The sequence below is a fragment of the Achromobacter deleyi genome, assembly GCF_013116765.2.
Lineage (GTDB): Bacteria > Pseudomonadota > Gammaproteobacteria > Burkholderiales > Burkholderiaceae_B > Achromobacter > Achromobacter deleyi_A.
In genome coordinates this window covers 876658-895605 of record NZ_CP074375.1, presented here as the reverse complement: position 1 = coordinate 895605, position 18948 = coordinate 876658, and the positions used below count along the sequence as shown (strand labels likewise).

Sequence of the window (18948 nt, the reverse complement as noted above, 5' to 3'; positions counted from 1 at the left end):
TCATCTCGAACATGGCGCATCGGATCCCTAGAATTAGCCCCCCTGCGAGCATAAACGGGGAGTCTGCCTTCATCGGCTTGTTCCGTCATGTCCTCAGTTCTAGGGACATACAGTGTCGCACAAAGTTTTTATGCTGCGTCAGCCCAACTCAACGCTCTCTTGATAACCGGAAGAATGCATGACCAACCGCCGGGTTTACCTTCGCGTGACTACTCTCTCAGCCGCGATTGCCGGCGCCTTTTTAGGTACAGCGGCATCTGCCCAGACGTACAACTGCGGCGGCAACAACGGCGGGCTGTCCTGCAACACGTCTGGCACTTCCCAGGAATCGGTCATATTTCAAGCCGGATCCTACAATCCCGTGCCGCCCATGAACGCAAGTGCCAGCGCGGACATCACGGTGACGGTTGGTTCTTCAACGAAGGCCGCACTGGAGGCCTTGTCGATAGGCGGCAACGGCAATCCGGACGGCACGCTGACCGGTACAGATACACAAGGTCTGACCGTGATCAACACGGGCAACCTGACGTTGCAGTCCGCGGGAGGTTCGATCGTCAGCGACGGCAGCCTCTACGGGCTTTTCGCCCAGATGCAGGGCGGCAATGCCGCCAGCAGCAGCAACGGCGATCACGGCGGCAATGGCGGCGTAGCGGGCCGGTCGCTGACCGAGATCCTTTCGGTGACCAATCACGGCAACGTCAACATCAATCTTTCCAACGTCACGGTAGCGGGAGGCGCGGCCGTGGGCGCACTAAGCCAGGGCGGCGCCGGTAGCGGCACCACGGACGACCATAACCCCAGCGGGGCCGGCGGCCAGTCGGCGGGGGCGTCCATCGTCAATACGGGAAACATCAACGTCAACCTCGCTGGCACGGGACGCTACGCAGGCATCCTGGCGTCCAGCAGCGGCGGCAATGGCGCCGATCAATACGACGGCGGCGCCAATATGGGCGGCGGCGGCGGCAGTGCTTCGATCACGAATTCCGGCAACGTCGCATTGAAATGGATCTGGGCCAACAACTCGGCCGCCTCGTCCGCGCTGTATGGCGTCCTGGCCCAATCCACGTCGGGCAAGGGCGGCGATTCGACTGACAAGGGCCTTGGTAATGGCGGTGCGGCCGGCATCGGCGCGGCGGGCGACCTCAGCGCCAAGGTCACCCTGCTGAGCGGCGGTAACGTCACCGTCACCCAGGGCGGCACGCCGCCAGCCCCCGGGGCGGGCGTCGCAGCCATCATCCTGGCGGGCGATGGCGGCAATGGCCTGGCCGACGAAGATGACACCTTGGGCGGCAATGGCGGCAACGCGGGCAGCATCAATGGCTCGCAGGTTCCCTTGCAGATCAACGTGACAGACGCCAGCGTTTCAACGGCGGGCAGCCAGTTGCCGGCGTTGCTGGTTTCAGCGCGCGGCGGCGCCGGCGGGGGCAGCTTCAACAGTGGCAGTTATCACGATCGTAATGGTGGCCTTGGGGGTCAGGCCGGCGACGCGGGCGTATGGGTCACCACCGCCAGCGCCCCCATCACCTTGTCCACCACGGGCGACCATGCTTCGGGCATTCAGACCTCGCAAGTCGGTGCTGCGGGTGGTGCGGGGGGCGACTACGGCGGCGATGCGTTGGGGTTCGGCAGCAGCAACGCGGGCAATGGCGGCAGCGGTGGCGATGCCGGCAGCTTGACGGTCAAGTTGGCGGGCAGCAAGGTCCTGCCCATTACCATCACCACCATTGCGGGCGACTCCCATGGCATCTATGCGGTGTTGCAAGGCGGACAGGGGGCCGACGGCGGTACGCTCACCGGAACGATCGGCGGCGGTTCGGGAGGCGATGGCGGCGCCGGCGGCTCCACCGGATCGATGAACGTGACCCTCACCGGAACATCGATCTCCACGCGGGGCGCAAACGCCTTCGGCATCCTTGCGCAGAACCTGGGCAATGATGGCGGCACAGCCGCGTCCGCTACAGGGACTGACGTCCAGGGGGGCAACGGCGGTAATGGGGGCTCGACGGGCACGGTGACGATATCGACGGATGCAAACACGGCCATATCGACGCAGGGGCAAGGCTCGCCCGGCATCCTGGCACAAACCGCCAGCGGCGCCGGCGCCAACGGCGGCAATGGCAACGGCCAGTTGAGCGGCGTCGACGGCAGTGGTGGCAACGGTGGCTCGGCGGGCGCGATAACCGTAACCAACGCCGGCACGATAACGACCGCCGGCACGGACGCAGTAGGCATCATGGCGCAGTCCCTGGCGGGCGCGGGCGGCGCCGGGTCGGTCGACTACGGCATTTTCTACAGCAAAGGCGGCACGGGCGGCGCCGCGGGTTCGTCTGGCGTCATTTCCGTGACGAACACCGGCACCATTGGCACCGGCGGCACCATGGCGATGGGCATCCTGGCGCAGTCCATAGGTGGCAGCGGCGGCGCGGCGGGAAGCGCCGGCGGCCTGGGTGTTTCGCTGGGTGGCGATGCCGACACCAATCCGCTCAAGGCCAATGGCAACAACGTGAACATCAACGCGTCCGGGACCATCACCACCACGGGGCTGTCCGCGATAGGTGTCCTGGCGCAATCCATCGGCGGCGGCGGCGGCGCGGGCGGTGCTACGCAGGGGTTGATCAGCCTCGGCGGCACCGGCGGCGAAGGCGGCTCAGGCGGCGTAGTGATCGGCACGCCCACCAACCTGACACTCACTACCAGCGGCGACAACGCGCACGGTTTCGTCGCCCAATCCATCGGCGGTGGCGGCGGCAATGGGGGCAATGCCAGCAGCCTAGGCATTTTCCATTCGGTCGCCATTGGCGCATCTGCCGGCGACGGCGGCACGGGCGGATCCGTCGTGCTGAACCTGGACAATTCCAATATCGTCACCCAGGGAACCAAGGCGGCAGGCCTGGTCGGCCAGTCCATCGGGGGTGGCGGCGGCACGGGGGGGCAGGCGTTCGCTTACAGCGTCGGCCCCCTGGCTACGATATCCGTCGCGGTTGGCGGACAAGGCGGAACCGGCGGCAACAGCGGCATCGTCAGCTCCCAGATGTCGGGCGGCAGCATCAAGACTGGCCAGACCTCGTGGCTGGTCAACGGCACCTGCACCACCCCGTGCCCGGCGGCGAACGCGCAGCCCATCGATTCGTTTGGCGCCGTCATCCAAAGCATAGGCGGCGGCGGCGGGTTAGGCGGTAATGCCACGGCGAAGGCGGCGGCAATCGGGATCCCGGTGACTGAAGCAGGCACACAGGTTTCGATTCCCGTTTCGGTCGCGGTCGGCGGCACTGGTGGTATCGCTGGTGATGGCAACTACGTGACCTTTGCCGCCGCGCAAGGCGCGCAGATCGAAACCAGGGGCCAGGGCTCGCACGGTGTGTTGATCCAGAGCATCGGCGGCGGCGGCGGCGCGGGCGGCGACTCGTCGTCGCTGGCAGCTGCGCTGGATTACGGCGGTACGGTGCCCGAAGGTGCGCTTTCCTTATCCCTCAATGTGGCCGTGGCCGTGGGTGCGGATGGCGGCGCCGGCGGCAACGGCAATTCCGTCTGGAGCGCCCTCGGGGGATTGGTTAACGTATCCGGCGGGCAAGCGACGTTCATGGCCGATGCGGCCGGCACCCCAAGCAGCACTATCGCGACCTACGGCGATTATGCTAACGGCATCACCGCGCAATCGATCGGTGGCGGAGGCGGCAACGCCGGCTTTGGCAGTGCAAACACACAGGATTTCGGCACCGGATCCATCCTGACGGCGAGCATCGGCGTGGGCGGTAGTGGCGCCGGCGGCGGCGAGGGGGGCCTGGTTCAAGTGGAGGTCTTGCCCACGGGACAGATCCAGACCGCGGGATCCGGCGCCATGGGCGTGCTGGCGCAGAGTATTGGCGGCGGCGGGGGTGCGTCACAAGGCGGCTCCTATAACTTCGTTGGCATAGCGAATCACGTGTCACCGTCGATCGACGTCAAAGTAGGCAAGACGGGTGGGGCCGGCGGCGCGGGAAACACCGTGGGCGTGACGGTCGGCGGCGCCATCGCCACTTACGGCGGCGACGCCGCGGGCGTGCAGGCACAATCCATCGGCGGTGGCGGCGGGCAAGGTGGATCGGCCGGGTCGGATGGTTCCGCGGACAATCCAATCGTGTCCATCCTCGATGGACGGGTGGACGCCAAGGACATGCTCCAGGATGCTTACCAGAAACTCTTGGGTGAGACGCCATCCAACTATCAGCTCAACATCAATCTTGACGTATCGGTTGGCGGCGCCGGTGGCCCCGGCAATACCGGTGGCGCGGTCACGGTGAATCTGGATCCCACTGGTACGATCACCACCGCAGGCGATTGGTCCGCAGGGATATTTGCCCAGAGTGTCGGCGGCGGCGGCGGTAAAGGGGGCGGCGCCTTAGCAACCGGCTCCGGCTGGGCCGATCTGACGAAAGTCGACCTGAATGCCAACTACAGCGTAGGCGGCGATGGTGGCCAGGGCTCAACCGGCGGCAGTGTGACGACGGCGCTCAATGGCGGATCGATTGCCACCAGCGGGTACGGCGCGGCGGGCATCTACGCGCAGAGCGTGGGCGGTGGCGGTGGCCATGCCGCGGACGGCTCGGACGGCTTTTTCGGCACCCTCGCCGTCGGCATCGGCTACGGTGGATCGGGCGGTGGCGCCGGCAATGGCGGCTCGGTCACCCTCTCCACCACTGCCGGTGTCCCGGCCAATATCACGACCATCGGCACGCAAGGCGAAGCGGCGTTCGGCACGGTACTGCAATCGGTGGGCGGTGGCGGCGGCTTCGCGGGTGCGGGAACCAGTGTGCGGGTTGCGGTGGCCAACGATCCCATTCCGGCCATCAAGCTGTCGACCGGCCAAGCCCAGAATACGAGCGAAGGCAACGGCGGTGCCGTGACGCTGCAAGACAACGGCTCCCTGCGCATCACGACGCAGGGCAATAACGCCTTTGGGGTGCTCGCGCAAAGCGTGGGCGGCGGCGGCGGGATCGTGATCAACTCGCAAAATCAACAGGTGACCGCCGGGGTCAACACCAGCATTTTCGGCAGCACACCGGAATCCGGCGCACAGGCTGACGGCGGCACGGTGACCGCAAGTCTTGGCGCTCAAAGCTGGATCAAGACAACCGGGACCGGAGCGCATGGCCTGGTCGCCCAATCGGTGGGCGGAGGCGGTGGCCTGGTCGGCCTGCCAGGCACCTCGCCCACCCTCACCGTCGATGCGAGCCAAGCCGGTTCCATATCCTCAGGCAACGGGCAAGGTGGCAATGTCTCGGTGACCAACAACGGCATCATCGCCGCTACGGGCGCCGGCGCGATCGGGATCCTGGCGCAAAGCGTCAGCGGCGCCGGTGGCCTGAAGCTGGCGGCGGATGGGAATACGGTCTATGCAGGATCAGGCATTTCGGATTTCCTCAGCTACGCCACGGTCGATGTCACTGTCGGCGCCAATGCGATCGTCTCGTCAACCGCGGTCAATGGCATCGGCATCTTCGCGCAGAACGCGAATGGAAACGGTGTGACCCTCAACATCGACGGCAGCGTCACAGGCGGATCCGCCACCGCCGCAGCAACCGCCATATGGACGGACAGCGCGGCCGATAGCATGATGACCATCGCGAGCACCGGCTCGGTATCCGCCGACACCGCGGTCTGGGCCACCACCGGCCTGCTGAATATCAACAACGCCGGCCTGTTGATGGGAAGCGTCTACCAGAACGGCGGCTCGATGACGAATACCGGCACCTTTTCGTCCGGCCCGGAATACGTAGGGGCATCGCTGCAGAACAACGGCTTGGTTGCGCTGGGCGGACGGGAAGGCACTTACTGGGGCTATGACCGTACCCGTTTCGTCTCGACGACATTCAACACGACTTACATGCAATCCGCGCAGGGCACCCTAAAGGTGGGGGCGGACTTCGACAAGATGGCATCCGACTTCCTCACTATCAACGGCCCGGGCACCCTGGATGGCAAGTTGCTCGTAGCGCCGCTCGCGCTGTTGCCCAATCGGGAGTTGGCCGTAATGAACGTCAATGGTGTCCAGTCCGGCGCCCTGGCCGCATCGGATTCCCCTGTGGTCGACTACGAAACGCGCCAGGATGGCGGCACGACCCACGTGCGCTCTGTCGGCGCCAACTTCAACGCGGATTCGATGCAGTTGAAGCGCAACGCGACGAACCTGGCGAGCCACTTGCAACGTGACTGGGATCAAGGCGGATCCGCCGAGCTTGCCAAACTGTACGCGGTGCTGGACACGGCCTCGCGCCAAGGGGCTGGGTCGTACCAGAATCGCCTGTCGGACCTGTCGCCCGGCGTCGCGCTGGCGCCCGCCGCGCAAATGCAACTGGGCATGGCGCGCTTCACCGGCGCGATGATGTCCTGCCCGACGTTCGTGGCGGACGGTCCGATGACCAAGGAGCAAGATTGCGTATGGGGGCAGATCACAGGGCGCAATACGAATCAGGACGGCGGCAACGGCTCATCGGGATTCTCACTGGACAGCGTCACGTACCAGCTGGGCGGCCAGCGGCGGATTGCGCCGGACTGGTATCTGGGCGGCTCATTCGCCTATCAGAACTCGCGTCTCCGTGGCGACGATCACCGTGTCACCGGTTCCGGCGACACCGGGTATGCCGGCCTGGTACTCAAGCGCGAAGCCGGACCCTGGACGATATCGGGAGCGCTGGGCGGAAGCTATGGGTCGTATGACCTGAATCGCAATCTCGCGATTCCCAATTTCGAATCGCAAGCGACGAGCAAGCCCGATGTGTATAGCTTTGGCGCGCGCATACGCGTGGCCAGGACCTTTACCGACGGCAACGTCTACGTGAAACCTTATATGGATCTGGACGCGACTTACTCACGGATGTCGAGCTATGAGGAGTCGGGTGACGCCCTGCATCTGAAGGTCGCCAGCAGCGATCAGATGGTCTTCGGCCTTGCCCCCACGCTGGAAGTCGGCGGACGCAGCGAACTACCGCAAGGAGCCGTGTTGCGGCCCTTTGCCTACGCAGGCGTGTCTCTGCTTTCGGAGGATGGCTGGAAAACCAAGTCCACACTCACAGGCGCCTATGACAGCGCGGGTAGCTTCACTACCACAATGCCCACCGACAATGTGGTCGGACGCATCGGCGCGGGCTTGCAGGTCACGCACGCCAATAGGCTGGACTTCAGGCTGCAGTACGACGGCGAGTTCGCGTCCCGGGGCAACAGCCATTCGGGATCGCTGAAGGTGGCTTATCGGTTCTAGGGGGCAGGCGCACGGCCTTAACGGTATGTAAACCTTCACGTTGCGGCTTGCGGACGAGCAAAGTGGCAAATCCAAGCGCTGCGAGCAATAGGCCTGAGCCCTTTCGCGATGCGCGGCAGCCCGTGTGTCTCAGCCCAGCCCGACCCGCCGGGCCCCCTCCCGGAACAAGGCCTCGGCATCCGCGGCAAGGTGGAATGCCGCCAGAAAGTCGTCCACGCGATATGACGGAACCGCCTTGCGGATCGAGGCCAGGAAGCCGGACGCCTCGTCCTCCCTGCCGGCCATCGCAAGACAGCAGGCCGCGATCGCCAGGATATGCACGTGGGCGTTGGGACGCGCAGCCGCCTTGACCGCCCAGTCCGCGGCTTCCTCGGGGTGACCCAGTCGCACCAGCGCAATTGCCCGTACCGCCAGCATGCCGAACAGCAGCGGGTCGAAGGGACTGAGATGGCGCGAATGGTCGGACGACCCGATAGCTGCCTCGGCGTCGCCCGACTGGCAGTTGACGAACCCGAGCGTGTAGTGGCCCAGGGCGAAGTTCGGGCTCAGGTCCACCGCGCTGCGCAATTCCGTCAGCGACTGGTCTTGCTGGCCGCGCAGCCACAGCGCCCGGCCCATGGCCCAATGCGCGGCCGGGTCGCGGTCATCGGCGATCAGGCCCTGCCCGGCTGTTTCGAAGGCCAGGTCGATGGCGGGCACCTGCTCGCCCCAGCGCTGGAACGCGTTCTGCCAATGGGTAAAAGACAGGCCCGCATAGGCCCGTGAAAACGTCGGGTCCAGCCGCACCGCCATCTCGAAGAAGTGCCGCGCCTGCTCATTGTCGGCCCGGTTGAAGCGGTACATGTGCCAAAGGCCGCGGTGATGGGCCTGCCAGGCATCCAGCGAATTCGGCGGCCTGAGTATGGCCCGGTTGCGCTCGGCGGCCTCGATCTCGATCTCGATCGACGCCACGATCCGGTTGCCGATCTCGTCCAGGGCGAGAAAGGCATCGTCCAGCTTGTGATCGAAGACGTCCGCCCACACGATGCGGGCGGTTCTGGACTCGACCAGTTCGACATCCACGACGACGCGCTTTTCCTGGCGACGCAGCGATCCGCTGACCACATAATCGACATTGAGCGTCCGGCCCGCCTCCTCCGGCCCCACGCTACGCTGGTCAAGGGCAAAAACGGTACCCTGCGCGATGACGAACAGGCTGCGCAGCTTCGCCAGCCGGGCGATGATGTCGTAGGCCAGGCCGTCCGCCAGTCCTCCGCGGACGCCCGCCTGCGCCGACCGGTCGACGAACGGCATCACCGCGATCGAGGCGCGGCCTGCCCGCTCCACCGTGCTCTCCGGCGGGCTGACCAGCAGCGTCCGCTCCGCGCCGGCGTCTCCGGCTCTTTGCGGATGGCTGGCCCGCCGGGTTCGAACATCGCGCCACGCCTCGCGCAGGGGTCGCCAGTCCAGTCCTTCGGCCTCGAACGCGCGCACGGCCGCCGCCAGGTGCTCTTCGCCTTCGCGCCACTGGCCGCGGTATCCCAGCGAGTCCAGCACCAGCTCGTGCGCACGCCGGTCAAACGGAGCGAGCTGGAGCCACTTGTCCAGGCAGGCGAAACTTTCCTGGGAACCAGCCGGCAGGCCTGCGACCAGATACTCCAGCACCGCGGCATGGCAGGCTCTCAGGCGCCGCCGCTGCGCCGTCAGCCAGTTGTTGAAGAACGGGCTGCGTCCGATCTCCAGCCCTTCGAGAAAGTCGCCGACGAACAGCGCCGACAGCGCGCGCAGCCGCTCAAGGTCCGCCCTGTCGATGCCCTGCTGCATCGCCTGGCCGATCTCGATGACATCGACGTGGCAGTCGCCCAGGTCCAGCCTCACCATGTCCTGCGCCGTTTCTATCCTGCGGCGGTCGGGCTCGTCGAGCAGGGCCCTGGCCTTGCTGAGGCACCAGCGCAGCTCGCCGCGCGGATCGTTCGGAATGTCCCACAGCAGCTCGCAAAGATGCGCGCGCATGACGGCGTGCGGGGCAAGCGCCAGATAGGCGATGAGCCCACGCAGCTTGCGGGAAGGCGGCAACGCCAGGACGGCGCCGGCCCGGGTAATCGTCAAGGGACCGAGCATCCGCACCTGGACTGCGGCCTCGGGGACAGAGTTGACCGGCCCGTCGCGGCCCGGCCTGTCGCGGCCCGGCCCGCCGGATTCCACAGCGGATTCCACGCGGGCTACCACGCTCGCCTCCACGGCCGGTTCTTATCGTTGACATCGAGGAGCACGGCACGTGCATACCTGCACGGCGTTGGTTGCGATTCCTCGATTTGCGGGCGGCACCCGCCGCCGCATGCACACCGCTCTAATGGAGACAGACCATGTCCACTTCCACCCTCGCCACCAGTCCAGTGCGTGATACCGCACAGCCCGACCTGGCCGCCTTGAAGACCCGCCAGCAGGGCACCTGGTCTTCCGGGGACTATGCCGTTGTCGGCACGACGCTGCAGATCGTAGGAGAACAGCTGTGCGAATCCCTCGATGTCCGTGCCGGACAAAAGGTGCTTGATGTCGCCGCCGGCAACGGCAATGCCTCGCTGGCTGCCGCACGCCGCTGGTGCGATGTCGTTTCGACCGACTACGTACCCGCGCTGCTCGGACGCGCCCGCGAGCGCGCCGCCGCCGAACGGCTGAAGATCGAGTTCCAGGAAGCGGACGCCGAAGCGCTGCCGTTCCCGGATGCCGGCTTCGACGCCGTCATGTCGACCTTCGGGGTCATGTTCACACCCGACCAGGACAAGGCGGCAGCCGAACTGATCCGCGTGTGCCGGCCCGGCGGCAAGATCGGCCTGGCCAACTGGACGCCGGACGGCTTCATCGGCCAGGTGTTCAAGACCATAGGCAAGCATCTGCCGCCGCCTGCCGGCGTCAAGTCGCCGGCGCTGTGGGGCACGAAAGCGCGCATCGAGGAAATGTTCGGGGCACAAGCGTCCTCGATCAAGACCGAATCCCGCCATTTCGTGTTCCGGTATCGCTCGCCCGAGCACTGGCTGCAGGTCTTCAAGACCTACTACGGCCCGCTGCTCAAGGCGTTTGGCGCGCTGGAACCCGCGGCGCAAGCGGCGCTGACCAGCGATCTGATGGCGCAGATCGACCGGTTCAATCGCTCCGGCGATGCCGCGATGGTGGTGCCCAGCGAGTATCTCGAAATCGTGGTCACCCGCCGGTGACCGGGCCTTGATCCTAGCCCTCCGAGAGTCCGGGCCATCCATGCGGACAGCAGACAGGAAGTGATCCATGGCGTGACGCCTTCACGGTCGTCCGCTGATGGCCCGGGCGACCGATGTTAAGCAACCATACGATAGGGTTGGCAATGGAATGTCCACCACTGCCGGCCTGGGCTGGTACCCATACGCGAAATCATACGCCCGTGCTAAGGCACTAGTGCGGGCTCGCTACTTCGCATCGGCCGCGAACCTCAGCAGGTAGCCATCCGGATCCTGCACCAGGAACTCCTTAATTGCCGCCCAGTCCGAGCCCACCCGGTAGCGCTTTTGCTCGATGGGACGAAACAGCGGCCAATTCGCGCTTTCCAGCGCCGCGGCGATGGGTTCCACGCTTGCCACCTGCATCTGGAAATTGATGCCTCTTCCAAAAGGCCGTTCGAGCGGGCCGGTCTCCCAATCAGCGTTGATTTCGCACAGCATGATCTGTAGCGGACCGCGCTCAAGATAGGCGAACCCCGCATCCCGCCGCGCGTAGGCGATCTCGAAGCCGAGCAGCCGGCACCAGAAGTCCAGGCTGGCATCCAGGCTGGATACATCCAGTTCGGGGACCATTGCCGCAAAGCCCCCGGTGGGCGTCCTTCCTTCGGAGGAAGCGCCGTTTCGTTCTTGTTGGTTCATTTCGAAGATCCCAATTTTGCAGGCATTCATGCAGTTCCGTGGCCGACGGTTACGCCCGCCGAGATGCTACAGGAGTCAGCCCATTGTCAGCCAAGGCGCGTATCCGCCCGGCCGGATGCCCCTCACACGGATGCGGATTGAGCTTGAGGAAACGTCGCTGCCCGAATCTGAAATTTCCCACAATCCGGGTCAACCCTTGGAGAAGAAGATGCCTCTGTTATCCACCTGACAAGCGAAGCGCCCCCGGACAAGGGTGGCCGCAACGCGATCCGATCATGAAACTCTATCCTCACCCGCTGGTGCTGAGCATCCTCGGCGGCCTGCTTCCAGCCGTACCCCTGTCGGGCTGGTCAGCGGAACTCGGGCAAGTCAGCGTCACCAATCAGGCCGGCGGCACGATCCTGAACCTGAACCCGGGCGATACCGTTACCTATGCGCCGGCATCCTCGACGGGCATGGGCGCCATCAATGTGTCGGTGGCAGGCAACCGCGTGACAGGCGACCGCAACACCGTGACGGCGGGTTCGGCTGCCGTCAACAGCGTTATCGGCGTGATGGCGAGCGCCGGCGGGTCGGTAAACCTGACCAACAGCATCGTCAAGACGCTGAGCCCGAATTACGGCCATGGATTGGTGTCGACTGGTCTCGGCAGCTCGATTGAAACCAGCGGCACCGACGTGTCGACCAGCGGCTCCCAATCCCACGGCGCATATGCGAAGGATAAAGGAAAGATCAGCCTGGACGGCGGCACCATATCCGTCAATGGAACCGTATCTTACGGCGTGTACGTTACCGGCGCGGGGTCGGAAGTCAGCGCAAAAAACCTGACGATACGCAGTAACGGCATCTCCGGCCAAGCCATCTCCGCGGAAAATGGCGGGGTGGTCACTTTGAACGGAGCAACGATCATCCAAGGCGCGGCGGGTTTCAGCCTGGATGCCATCACCGGTTCGGGCCCGGGCACCACGATCACCGCGATTGACACCACGGTCAGCTCCACCAGCCGGGGCGCGAACTTCGGGTCGAGTTCGGCCTTCATCATGACAGGCGGCGGCATCACCGCGGCGAATGGCGACGCCATCCTCCTGGGCCCAAGTTCCACCGCCAGCTTCACCGACGCGAGTTTGACCTCCACCAACGGATACGCGCTCAACATCAACGGTGCGGGTTCGTCGGCAACGCTGAACAACGTCGATATCGTCGCAGGCGTCAGCGGGTCCGCCGTCACGGGCCAGGGCATCTGGATGCCTTCCGTCAACACCAGTCTCATCGCCAACCACTTCAGCATACTCACTCAGGGTACCGGCTACGGCGTGGGCGTGGACAACCGTGCAGGCGTCGCGACGCTGACCGACGGTTCCGTCACCACAAACAGCGCCAATGCCCACGCCTTGTACGTCTCGCACGAATACGGCACCGCCGCCACGCTGACGGCGACCAACGTAGGCGTGAAGACCTTGGGAGCAGGCGCGATCGGCGCGATATCCCGAATCGGCGGCGCCTCGATGACCCTGCTCAACTCGTCGGTCGTGACGCACGGCGATACCGGTTATGGGCTCTTTGTCAGCGGAACCGGCGCCGTCCTTGATGCTTCGAACTCCACGGTCACGACCGAAGGTGCCAACGCGTCGGCCGTGGCGATCAGCAACCGCGCCCTGCTGAAATTGGACGGCGTCGATTTGCGTACATCGGGGGCTGATGCGCGCGGAATCTGGAGCTACATGACCGTTGTCGGCGCAACCAATGCCCCGACGATGACCGGGGGCTCAATCAGCACACAAGACGGAGCCGCCTTGTTGGCGTCGGGTGGCGATCATGCATTCACGCTTAAGGACGTCAATGTGACTGGCCGCAGCGGCGGCCAGGAAGCTGGCGGTCTCCTCCTGCAAACGCTTCCGCTCTCGGTGAGCAGCGGCGGCGTGACCACGGTTATCGAGACGGGCGTCGCCAATCTGGACGCCCAGGGTTCCCGCCTGACCGGCGACGTCTTGGCGCAAAGCGGCGCCGTGAACCTGCTGCTGCATGGAGGCACCGTATTGACGGGCAGCGCCATCTCCAGCGGCACGGGCCGCGTCAACAGCCTGACGCTGGATGGATCGAGTACCTGGAATGTCCGCGGCGACTCCTCGGTGGGCACCCTGAACAACCCGGGCACCGTGGCCTTTATGGCACCGGGCCCGGCCAACAGCTTCAAGACCTTGACCGTCAACAACTATTCCGGCGGCGGCACGCTGGTGTTGAATACCCGTTTGGGTGACGACGCGTCGCCCACGGACAAGCTGGTCATTGATGGAGGCACCACCACCGGCGACACCGCGATGCGTATCGTCAACGCAGGAGGCGTCGGCGCGGAAACGTTCCACGGAATCCAAGTGGTTCAAACCACCAATGGAGGCACGACGACAACCGATGCATTCCACCTGGATCCGGGTTCGTCCGGATTCCGGGCCAGCGCCGGGACGCTCGCACTCAACGGCTACGACTATGCGCTCTTGCGCGGCGGGGACGGCGGCGCCGCCTCCGATTGGTACCTGACCTCGCGGTTTGTCGGTTTGCCGGTCGACCCCATCGTGCCGCCAACGGACCCCGTCATTCCTGAGGCTCCGGTAGATCCGGCGGCAATCATTGCCCCGCAACCCACGCTGCCGGATGTTGTTGCGCCGAGCTTTACGAACGTCTCGCCGGAGACCGGCGCCTATCTCGGAAACCGTTCGGCCGCGATCACGCTCTTCAATCACAGCCTGCGTGATCGCCAGACCGCTCGCGTGGCGGCCGGAAACGATGCGGAAGGAACCAGCTTGTGGGCGCGCGCCCAAGGCCGCCACGACGCCGGGATGACTATGGCCGACGGCAAGGTGGATTTCGACACGGATCAAACTCTCCTGCAATTGGGCGGTGATCTTCTGCAGCACAGGATCGGCGAAGACGGCGTGGTCTATGCGGGTGTCATGGCGGGCTTCGGCGACGCGCGTACCGATTCCGTTTCCACGCTCTATCTGCCTGCCGCCAGCAACACCGTCAAGGCCCGTGCCGACGGAAAAGTCTCGGGCTACTCCGTGGGCATCTATGGCACCTACTATGCCAACGACAAAACCCGCACGGGCGCATATATTGACAGCTGGCTGCAGTTCGGCCGCTATTCGAACCAGATCAACAGCGAGCTGGGCTCCGCGCGCTACCACTCCGACGTATGGTCCGCATCGATCGAGTCCGGCTACGCGATGCTGCCGTTCGCCTCGGGCAGCGCCCTGGGCGGTCTGGTTATCGAACCGCACGCGCAACTGATCTACGGTCACTACGGCGCTGACGACACGAACCTGCAAGGCACGCGCATACGCAATGGCAGCGCCAACGCGGCCACGTCGCGCGCGGGGGTGCGGATCTATCCGTACAGGACGCAGGAGAAGCAGCAAAGCACCGTGCGCCCGTTCCTGGAAGCCAACTGGCTGCACAGCTTCGATGATGCATCGGTGCGGATGGGAAGCAGCACGCTGGGCATGACGCCTGCGCGCAACGCCCTGGAACTCAAGGTGGGCGCCGAAGGACAGGTCACGCGGGCGGTCAAGATATCCGGTCAGGTATTCGGACAGCAGGGCAACAACAGCCAGCATGGTTACGGCGGGACACTGAACCTCTCCTACCTGTTCTAACGGGGCCGGGAAAGACGGCGCCATGAAGCCTTGAGCCTTGGGCCGTGCACCGCCAGTTCCGGCACACGGCCTACGGCAGGTTTTCCCGGAAGATCACCTGGCTGCGGGCCAGTTCCACGCCGTTCATGGCGCTGCGCTTGTCGCGCAGATTGCTGAAGATCCGCACGCAGCTCATCAGCGCCTCCATCGGGCTTTGCGTGATGACCGCGTCCATCGTGCCGTCGATCAGCAGGGATCGGGTGTCGGGCGTCAGTCCGTGGCCGATGAACACCACCCGGTGCTGCAACCCCGCCTCCTTGAGCGCGCGCGCCACGCCGTCCGAAGCGCCGCCGATGTTGTAGATGCCGGCAAGCTGCGGATATTGCTCCAGCAGCTGCCGGGTCTGCTCGTAGTTCCGCTGCGCGTCGTCATAGCCTTCGCGCAGGTCCACCACCTGCATGGCCTGGAACTGCTCGGCATAAAGCTGCAGGAAGCCGCTTTCGCGCTCTTCGTGCGCACGATAGTGCCTGGACCCCGCGATCAGCGCCACGTGCGCCGCGCGCGGTCCGATGAAGCGCGCGATCAGGTAGCCCGCGGTGCGGCCCGCGGCGCGGTTGTCCAGGCCCACATAGGCCGCGCGGGCGCTGTTCGCAATATCCGAAATCAGCGTCACCGTCGGCACGCCCTGCTGCGCCAGCGCATTGACCGCCTCGCGCACCACCGGGTGCTCCAGCGCCATGAATGCGATCCCATCGGCCCGCTTGCCGTGCTTGGCCAGCGCCTGGGCCAGCGCGTCGGGGTTGAAGCTCTCTACGTATTCGATCTGGCACTTCGCGTTCAGCGGCCCGAAGTGCTCATGCGCGTAGCTGACGGTGTCGCCCAGCATGCGCAGGTAGCGGTTGCTGCCGCGCGGCAGCAGGAACACCAGCCGCATCGGCTCGGGCGCGGCGGCGGCGTATATCTCCTGCTCGGGCAGGTAGTCCAGCTCGACGGCCGCCCTGAAGACCTTTTGCGCGGTGCTGACGCGCACGCCCGGACGGCGATTGAGCACCCGGTCGGCCGTGGCGGTGGAGACGCCGGCGCGGGCGGCCACATCCGCCAGACGGGCGAGCTTACGTTCGGAGGGATCTCGATTCACATCAAAAACCATCATGAATAAGGTTTGACGATGATAGCGCCTATTCACTATTGTCCACTCTGCCGCATGGCTTTGGCGTATTTGTGGCACATCAAAAAACATCATAACTACGATTATGGAGACAACCATGAAGCTGCTTACACGCCGCAGTGCCCTGCGCCGCCTCTGCGCGGTTCCCGCCCTTGCCCTGGCCGGCGGCGGCTTTCCGCTGATCGCCCGTGCGGCCGACTACACGCTCAAGTACGGCAACAACCTGCCGGTGACGCATCCGCTGAACATCCGCGCCCAGGAGGCGGCCGAACGCATCCTGAAGGAAAGCAATGGCCGCGTCGACATCAAGATCTTCCCCAACAACCAATTGGGCGGCGACACCGACATGCTGGCCCAGGTGCGCTCGGGCGGCATCGACTTCTTCACCCCGTCCGCCCTGGTGATCGCCACGCTGGTGCCGGTGGCCGCGATCAACGCCGTCGGCTTCGCGTTCAAGGACTACAACCAGGTGTGGGGCGCCATGGACGGCGCGCTGGGCGCGCACGTGCGCGCCGCCATCGCGCAGCGCAAGCTCTACGCCTTTGAAAAGATGTGGGACAACGGCTTTCGCCAGACCACCAGCAGCAAGGCGCCCGTCGCCACCGCGTCCGACATGAACGGCCTGAAGATCCGCGTGCCGGTCAGCTCGCTGCCGATCTCCATGTTCAAGGGCCTGGGCGCCGCGCCCGCCAGCCTGCAGTTCAGCGAAGTCTATTCGTCCTTGCAGACCAAGGTGGTGGATGCGCAGGAAAACCCGCTGCCCATCATCCAGGTGGCCAAGCTGTATGAGGTGCAGAAGTATTGCTCGCTGACCAACCACATCTGGGACGGCTACTGGTTCATCGCCAACGGCCGCATGTGGGAAGGCCTGCCGGAAGACCTGAAGACGATCGTCGCGCGCGGCATCAATGAAGCCGGGCTGGCCCAGCGCGAAGACATCAAGAAGCTCAATGCCTCGGTGCAGTCCGACCTGGAAGCCAAGGGCCTGCAATTCAACCAGCCGTCCGCCGACAGTTTCCGCGAACAGCTGCGCACCGCCGGTTTCTACAAGGAATGGCAGAGCCGTTTCGGCAACGAGGCCTGGAGCCTGCTGGAGCAGTCCGTCGGCAAGCTGGCCTGAGGTCGCGCCATGTCCTCCCTGTCCGCTCCCCACGCCGCGGCCCCAGCGCTGCCGGCCAACCCTGTGCGCCGGGCAGCCGGCGCGCTCGACGGCCTGCTGGGCTGCGTGGTCGAACACGTCGCCGCAGCCATCGTGCTGGTCGAGATCGCCGTGCTGTTTGCCGGCGTGGTGGCGCGCTATGCGTTCCACAGTCCGCTGGTCTGGTCCGACGAACTCGCATCCATCCTGTTCCTCTGGCTGTCCATGCTGGGCGCGGTCGTCGCATTGCGGCGCGGCGAGCACATGCGGATGACGGCACTGGTGAACAACGTCAGCCCGGCGCGGCGCGCACAGCTGGAGACCGCGGCGCTGGCCGCGTCGCTGGCCTTCCTGGTGCTGATCCTGGCGCCCGCCATCGAGTACGCGCATGAAGAACACTTCATCATCACGCCCGCGCTGGAGCTGAGCAACGCCTGGCGCGCCGCGGCGATCCCGGTGGGCATGGGGCTGATGGCCGTCATCGCCCTGCTCCGACTGCTGCGCACCCAGCCCCTGCCGCAGGTGCTGACGGCGCTGGCCGGCGTGGCGGCGGTAGTCGCGCTGTTCTGGCTGTCGCAGCCGTTGTTCTCCGGCCTGGGCAAGCTGAACCTGGTGATCTTCTTCGTGGGCATCGTCGCCGCCACCGTGTTTTCCGGCGTGCCGATCGCGTTCTCTTTCGCGCTGGCCACCTTCTCGTACCTGGCGCTGACCACCAATACCCCCATGGTGGTGATGGTGGGACGGCTGGACGAAGGCATGTCCCACCTGATGCTGCTGGCCGTGCCGCTGTTCATCTTCCTGGGATCGCTGATCGAGATGACGGGCATGGCGCGCGCAATGATCCAGTTCCTGGCCAGCCTGCTGGGCCATGTGCGCGGCGGGCTGTCCTATGTGCTGATCGGCGCCATGTACCTGGTATCGGGAATCTCGGGTTCGAAGATCGCCGACATGGCGGCCATCGCGCCCGTGCTGTTCCCCGAGATGCAGAAGCGCGGCGCCAAGCCCGGCGACCTGGTCGCCCTGCTGTCGGCCACGGGCGCGCAGACCGAGACCATTCCCCCTTCCATCGTGCTCATCACCATCGGTTCGGTGACGGGCGTGTCGATCGCCGCGTTGTTCACCGGCGGGCTGCTGCCCGCCGTGGTGCTGGGCCTGGCGCTGTGCTCGGTGGTGTGGTGGCGCTACCGCAAGGAAGACCTGAGCCTGGTCCAGCGCTTCAGCTTCAAGGAAATCGGGCGCTTCTTCATGATCGCGCTGCCCGCCGTGGCCCTGCCCTTCGTCATTCGCGCCGCCGTGGTCGAAGGCGTGGCCACCGCCACCGAAGTCTCCACCATCGGCATCGTGTATTCCGCCGTGGTGGGCATCCTGATCTACCGGCGCTTCGATTGGGCGCGGCTCAAGCCCATGCTGATCGAAACCGCGTCGCTGTCGGGCGCCATCATGCTGATCGTGGGCTGCGCCACCGCCATGGCCTGGGCGCTGACCCAATCGGGATTCTCCGGCGACCTGGCCCGCCTGATGGCCGGCATGCCGGGCGGCAGCTATGGCTTCCTGGCGGTGTCCATCGTGGCCTTCATCATCCTGGGCAGCGTGCTGGAAGGCATCCCCGCCATCGTGCTGTTCGGCCCGCTGCTGTTCCCGATCGCGGTGCAGGCCGGCGTGCATGAGGTCCACTACGCGATGGTCGTGATCTTCGCCATGGGCATCGGCCTGTTCGCGCCGCCCTTCGGCGTGGGCTACTACGGAGCATGCGCCATCAGCCGCGTCGACCCCAACGAGGGCATCGGCCCGATCTGGGGCTACATCGCCGCGCTGCTGGTGGGCCTGCTCATCGTCGCCGCCTTCCCCTGGTTCTCTATCGGTTTCCTGTGACGCGACGCGGCCGGGCCTGCGGTCCGGCCGCGCCC

8 protein-coding genes are annotated in these 18948 nt (G+C 65.5%); 5 read left to right on the top strand and 3 right to left on the bottom strand.

The window, feature by feature from the left end; genetic code table 11:
- Positions 1 to 178 precede the first annotated feature (178 nt).
- Entirely contained in the window at positions 179 to 7237 is a 7059-nt protein-coding gene (locus HLG70_RS04110) for an autotransporter outer membrane beta-barrel domain-containing protein (RefSeq protein ID WP_171663830.1), read from the top strand.
- Between the two features lie 129 nt (positions 7238 to 7366).
- Here HLG70_RS04110 and HLG70_RS04105 read toward each other — a convergent pair whose 3' ends face one another.
- Entirely contained in the window at positions 7367 to 9445 is a 2079-nt protein-coding gene (locus tag HLG70_RS04105) for a transcriptional regulator (protein WP_234103380.1), read from the bottom strand.
- Between the two features lie 137 nt (positions 9446 to 9582).
- Here HLG70_RS04105 and HLG70_RS04100 point away from each other — a divergent pair, with 137 nt between their 5' ends.
- A complete protein-coding gene (locus tag HLG70_RS04100) occupies positions 9583 to 10431 on the top strand; it encodes a class I SAM-dependent methyltransferase (protein WP_171663832.1) in 849 nt (282 codons plus the stop codon).
- 225 nt (positions 10432 to 10656) lie between these two features.
- Here HLG70_RS04100 and HLG70_RS04095 read toward each other — a convergent pair whose 3' ends face one another.
- Positions 10657 to 11136, bottom strand: a complete 480-nt coding sequence (locus tag HLG70_RS04095; RefSeq protein WP_234103379.1) for a bleomycin resistance protein — start codon at positions 11134 to 11136, stop codon at positions 10657 to 10659.
- A gap of 245 nt (positions 11137 to 11381) precedes the next feature.
- Between HLG70_RS04095 and HLG70_RS04090 the strand changes: the two genes are divergently transcribed.
- Positions 11382 to 14756, top strand: a complete 3375-nt coding sequence (locus HLG70_RS04090) for an autotransporter outer membrane beta-barrel domain-containing protein (protein WP_171663833.1) — start codon at positions 11382 to 11384, stop codon at positions 14754 to 14756.
- A 70-nt stretch (positions 14757 to 14826) separates the two neighbouring features.
- Here HLG70_RS04090 and HLG70_RS04085 read toward each other — a convergent pair whose 3' ends face one another.
- Entirely contained in the window at positions 14827 to 15888 is a 1062-nt protein-coding gene (locus tag HLG70_RS04085; protein ID WP_171663834.1) for a LacI family DNA-binding transcriptional regulator, read from the bottom strand.
- 112 nt (positions 15889 to 16000) lie between these two features.
- Between HLG70_RS04085 and HLG70_RS04080 the strand changes: the two genes are divergently transcribed.
- The gene (locus HLG70_RS04080) at positions 16001 to 17023 is read left to right on the top strand and encodes a TRAP transporter substrate-binding protein (RefSeq protein WP_171663835.1); all 1023 of its coding nucleotides are present in this window, start codon (positions 16001 to 16003) and stop codon (positions 17021 to 17023) included.
- Between the two features lie 9 nt (positions 17024 to 17032).
- Complete coding sequence (locus tag HLG70_RS04075) at positions 17033 to 18913, top strand: TRAP transporter large permease (protein ID WP_171663836.1); 1881 nt, start codon at positions 17033 to 17035, stop codon at positions 18911 to 18913.
- Positions 18914 to 18948: the final 35 nt, after the last annotated feature.

Excerpts from the sequence above, each read along its gene's own strand:
- HLG70_RS04110 (WP_171663830.1), top strand. The coding sequence starts at position 179 with ATGACCAACCGCCGGGTTTACCTTCGCGTGACTACTCTCTCAGCCGCG.
- HLG70_RS04100 (WP_171663832.1), top strand. The coding sequence starts at position 9,583 with ATGTCCACTTCCACCCTCGCCACCAGTCCAGTGCGTGATACCGCACAG.
- HLG70_RS04095 (WP_234103379.1), bottom strand. The coding sequence starts at position 11,136 with ATGAATGCCTGCAAAATTGGGATCTTCGAAATGAACCAACAAGAACGA.
- HLG70_RS04090 (WP_171663833.1), top strand. The coding sequence starts at position 11,382 with ATGAAACTCTATCCTCACCCGCTGGTGCTGAGCATCCTCGGCGGCCTG.
- HLG70_RS04085 (WP_171663834.1), bottom strand. The coding sequence starts at position 15,888 with ATGATGGTTTTTGATGTGAATCGAGATCCCTCCGAACGTAAGCTCGCC.
- HLG70_RS04080 (WP_171663835.1), top strand. The coding sequence starts at position 16,001 with ATGAAGCTGCTTACACGCCGCAGTGCCCTGCGCCGCCTCTGCGCGGTT.
- HLG70_RS04075 (WP_171663836.1), top strand. The coding sequence starts at position 17,033 with ATGTCCTCCCTGTCCGCTCCCCACGCCGCGGCCCCAGCGCTGCCGGCC.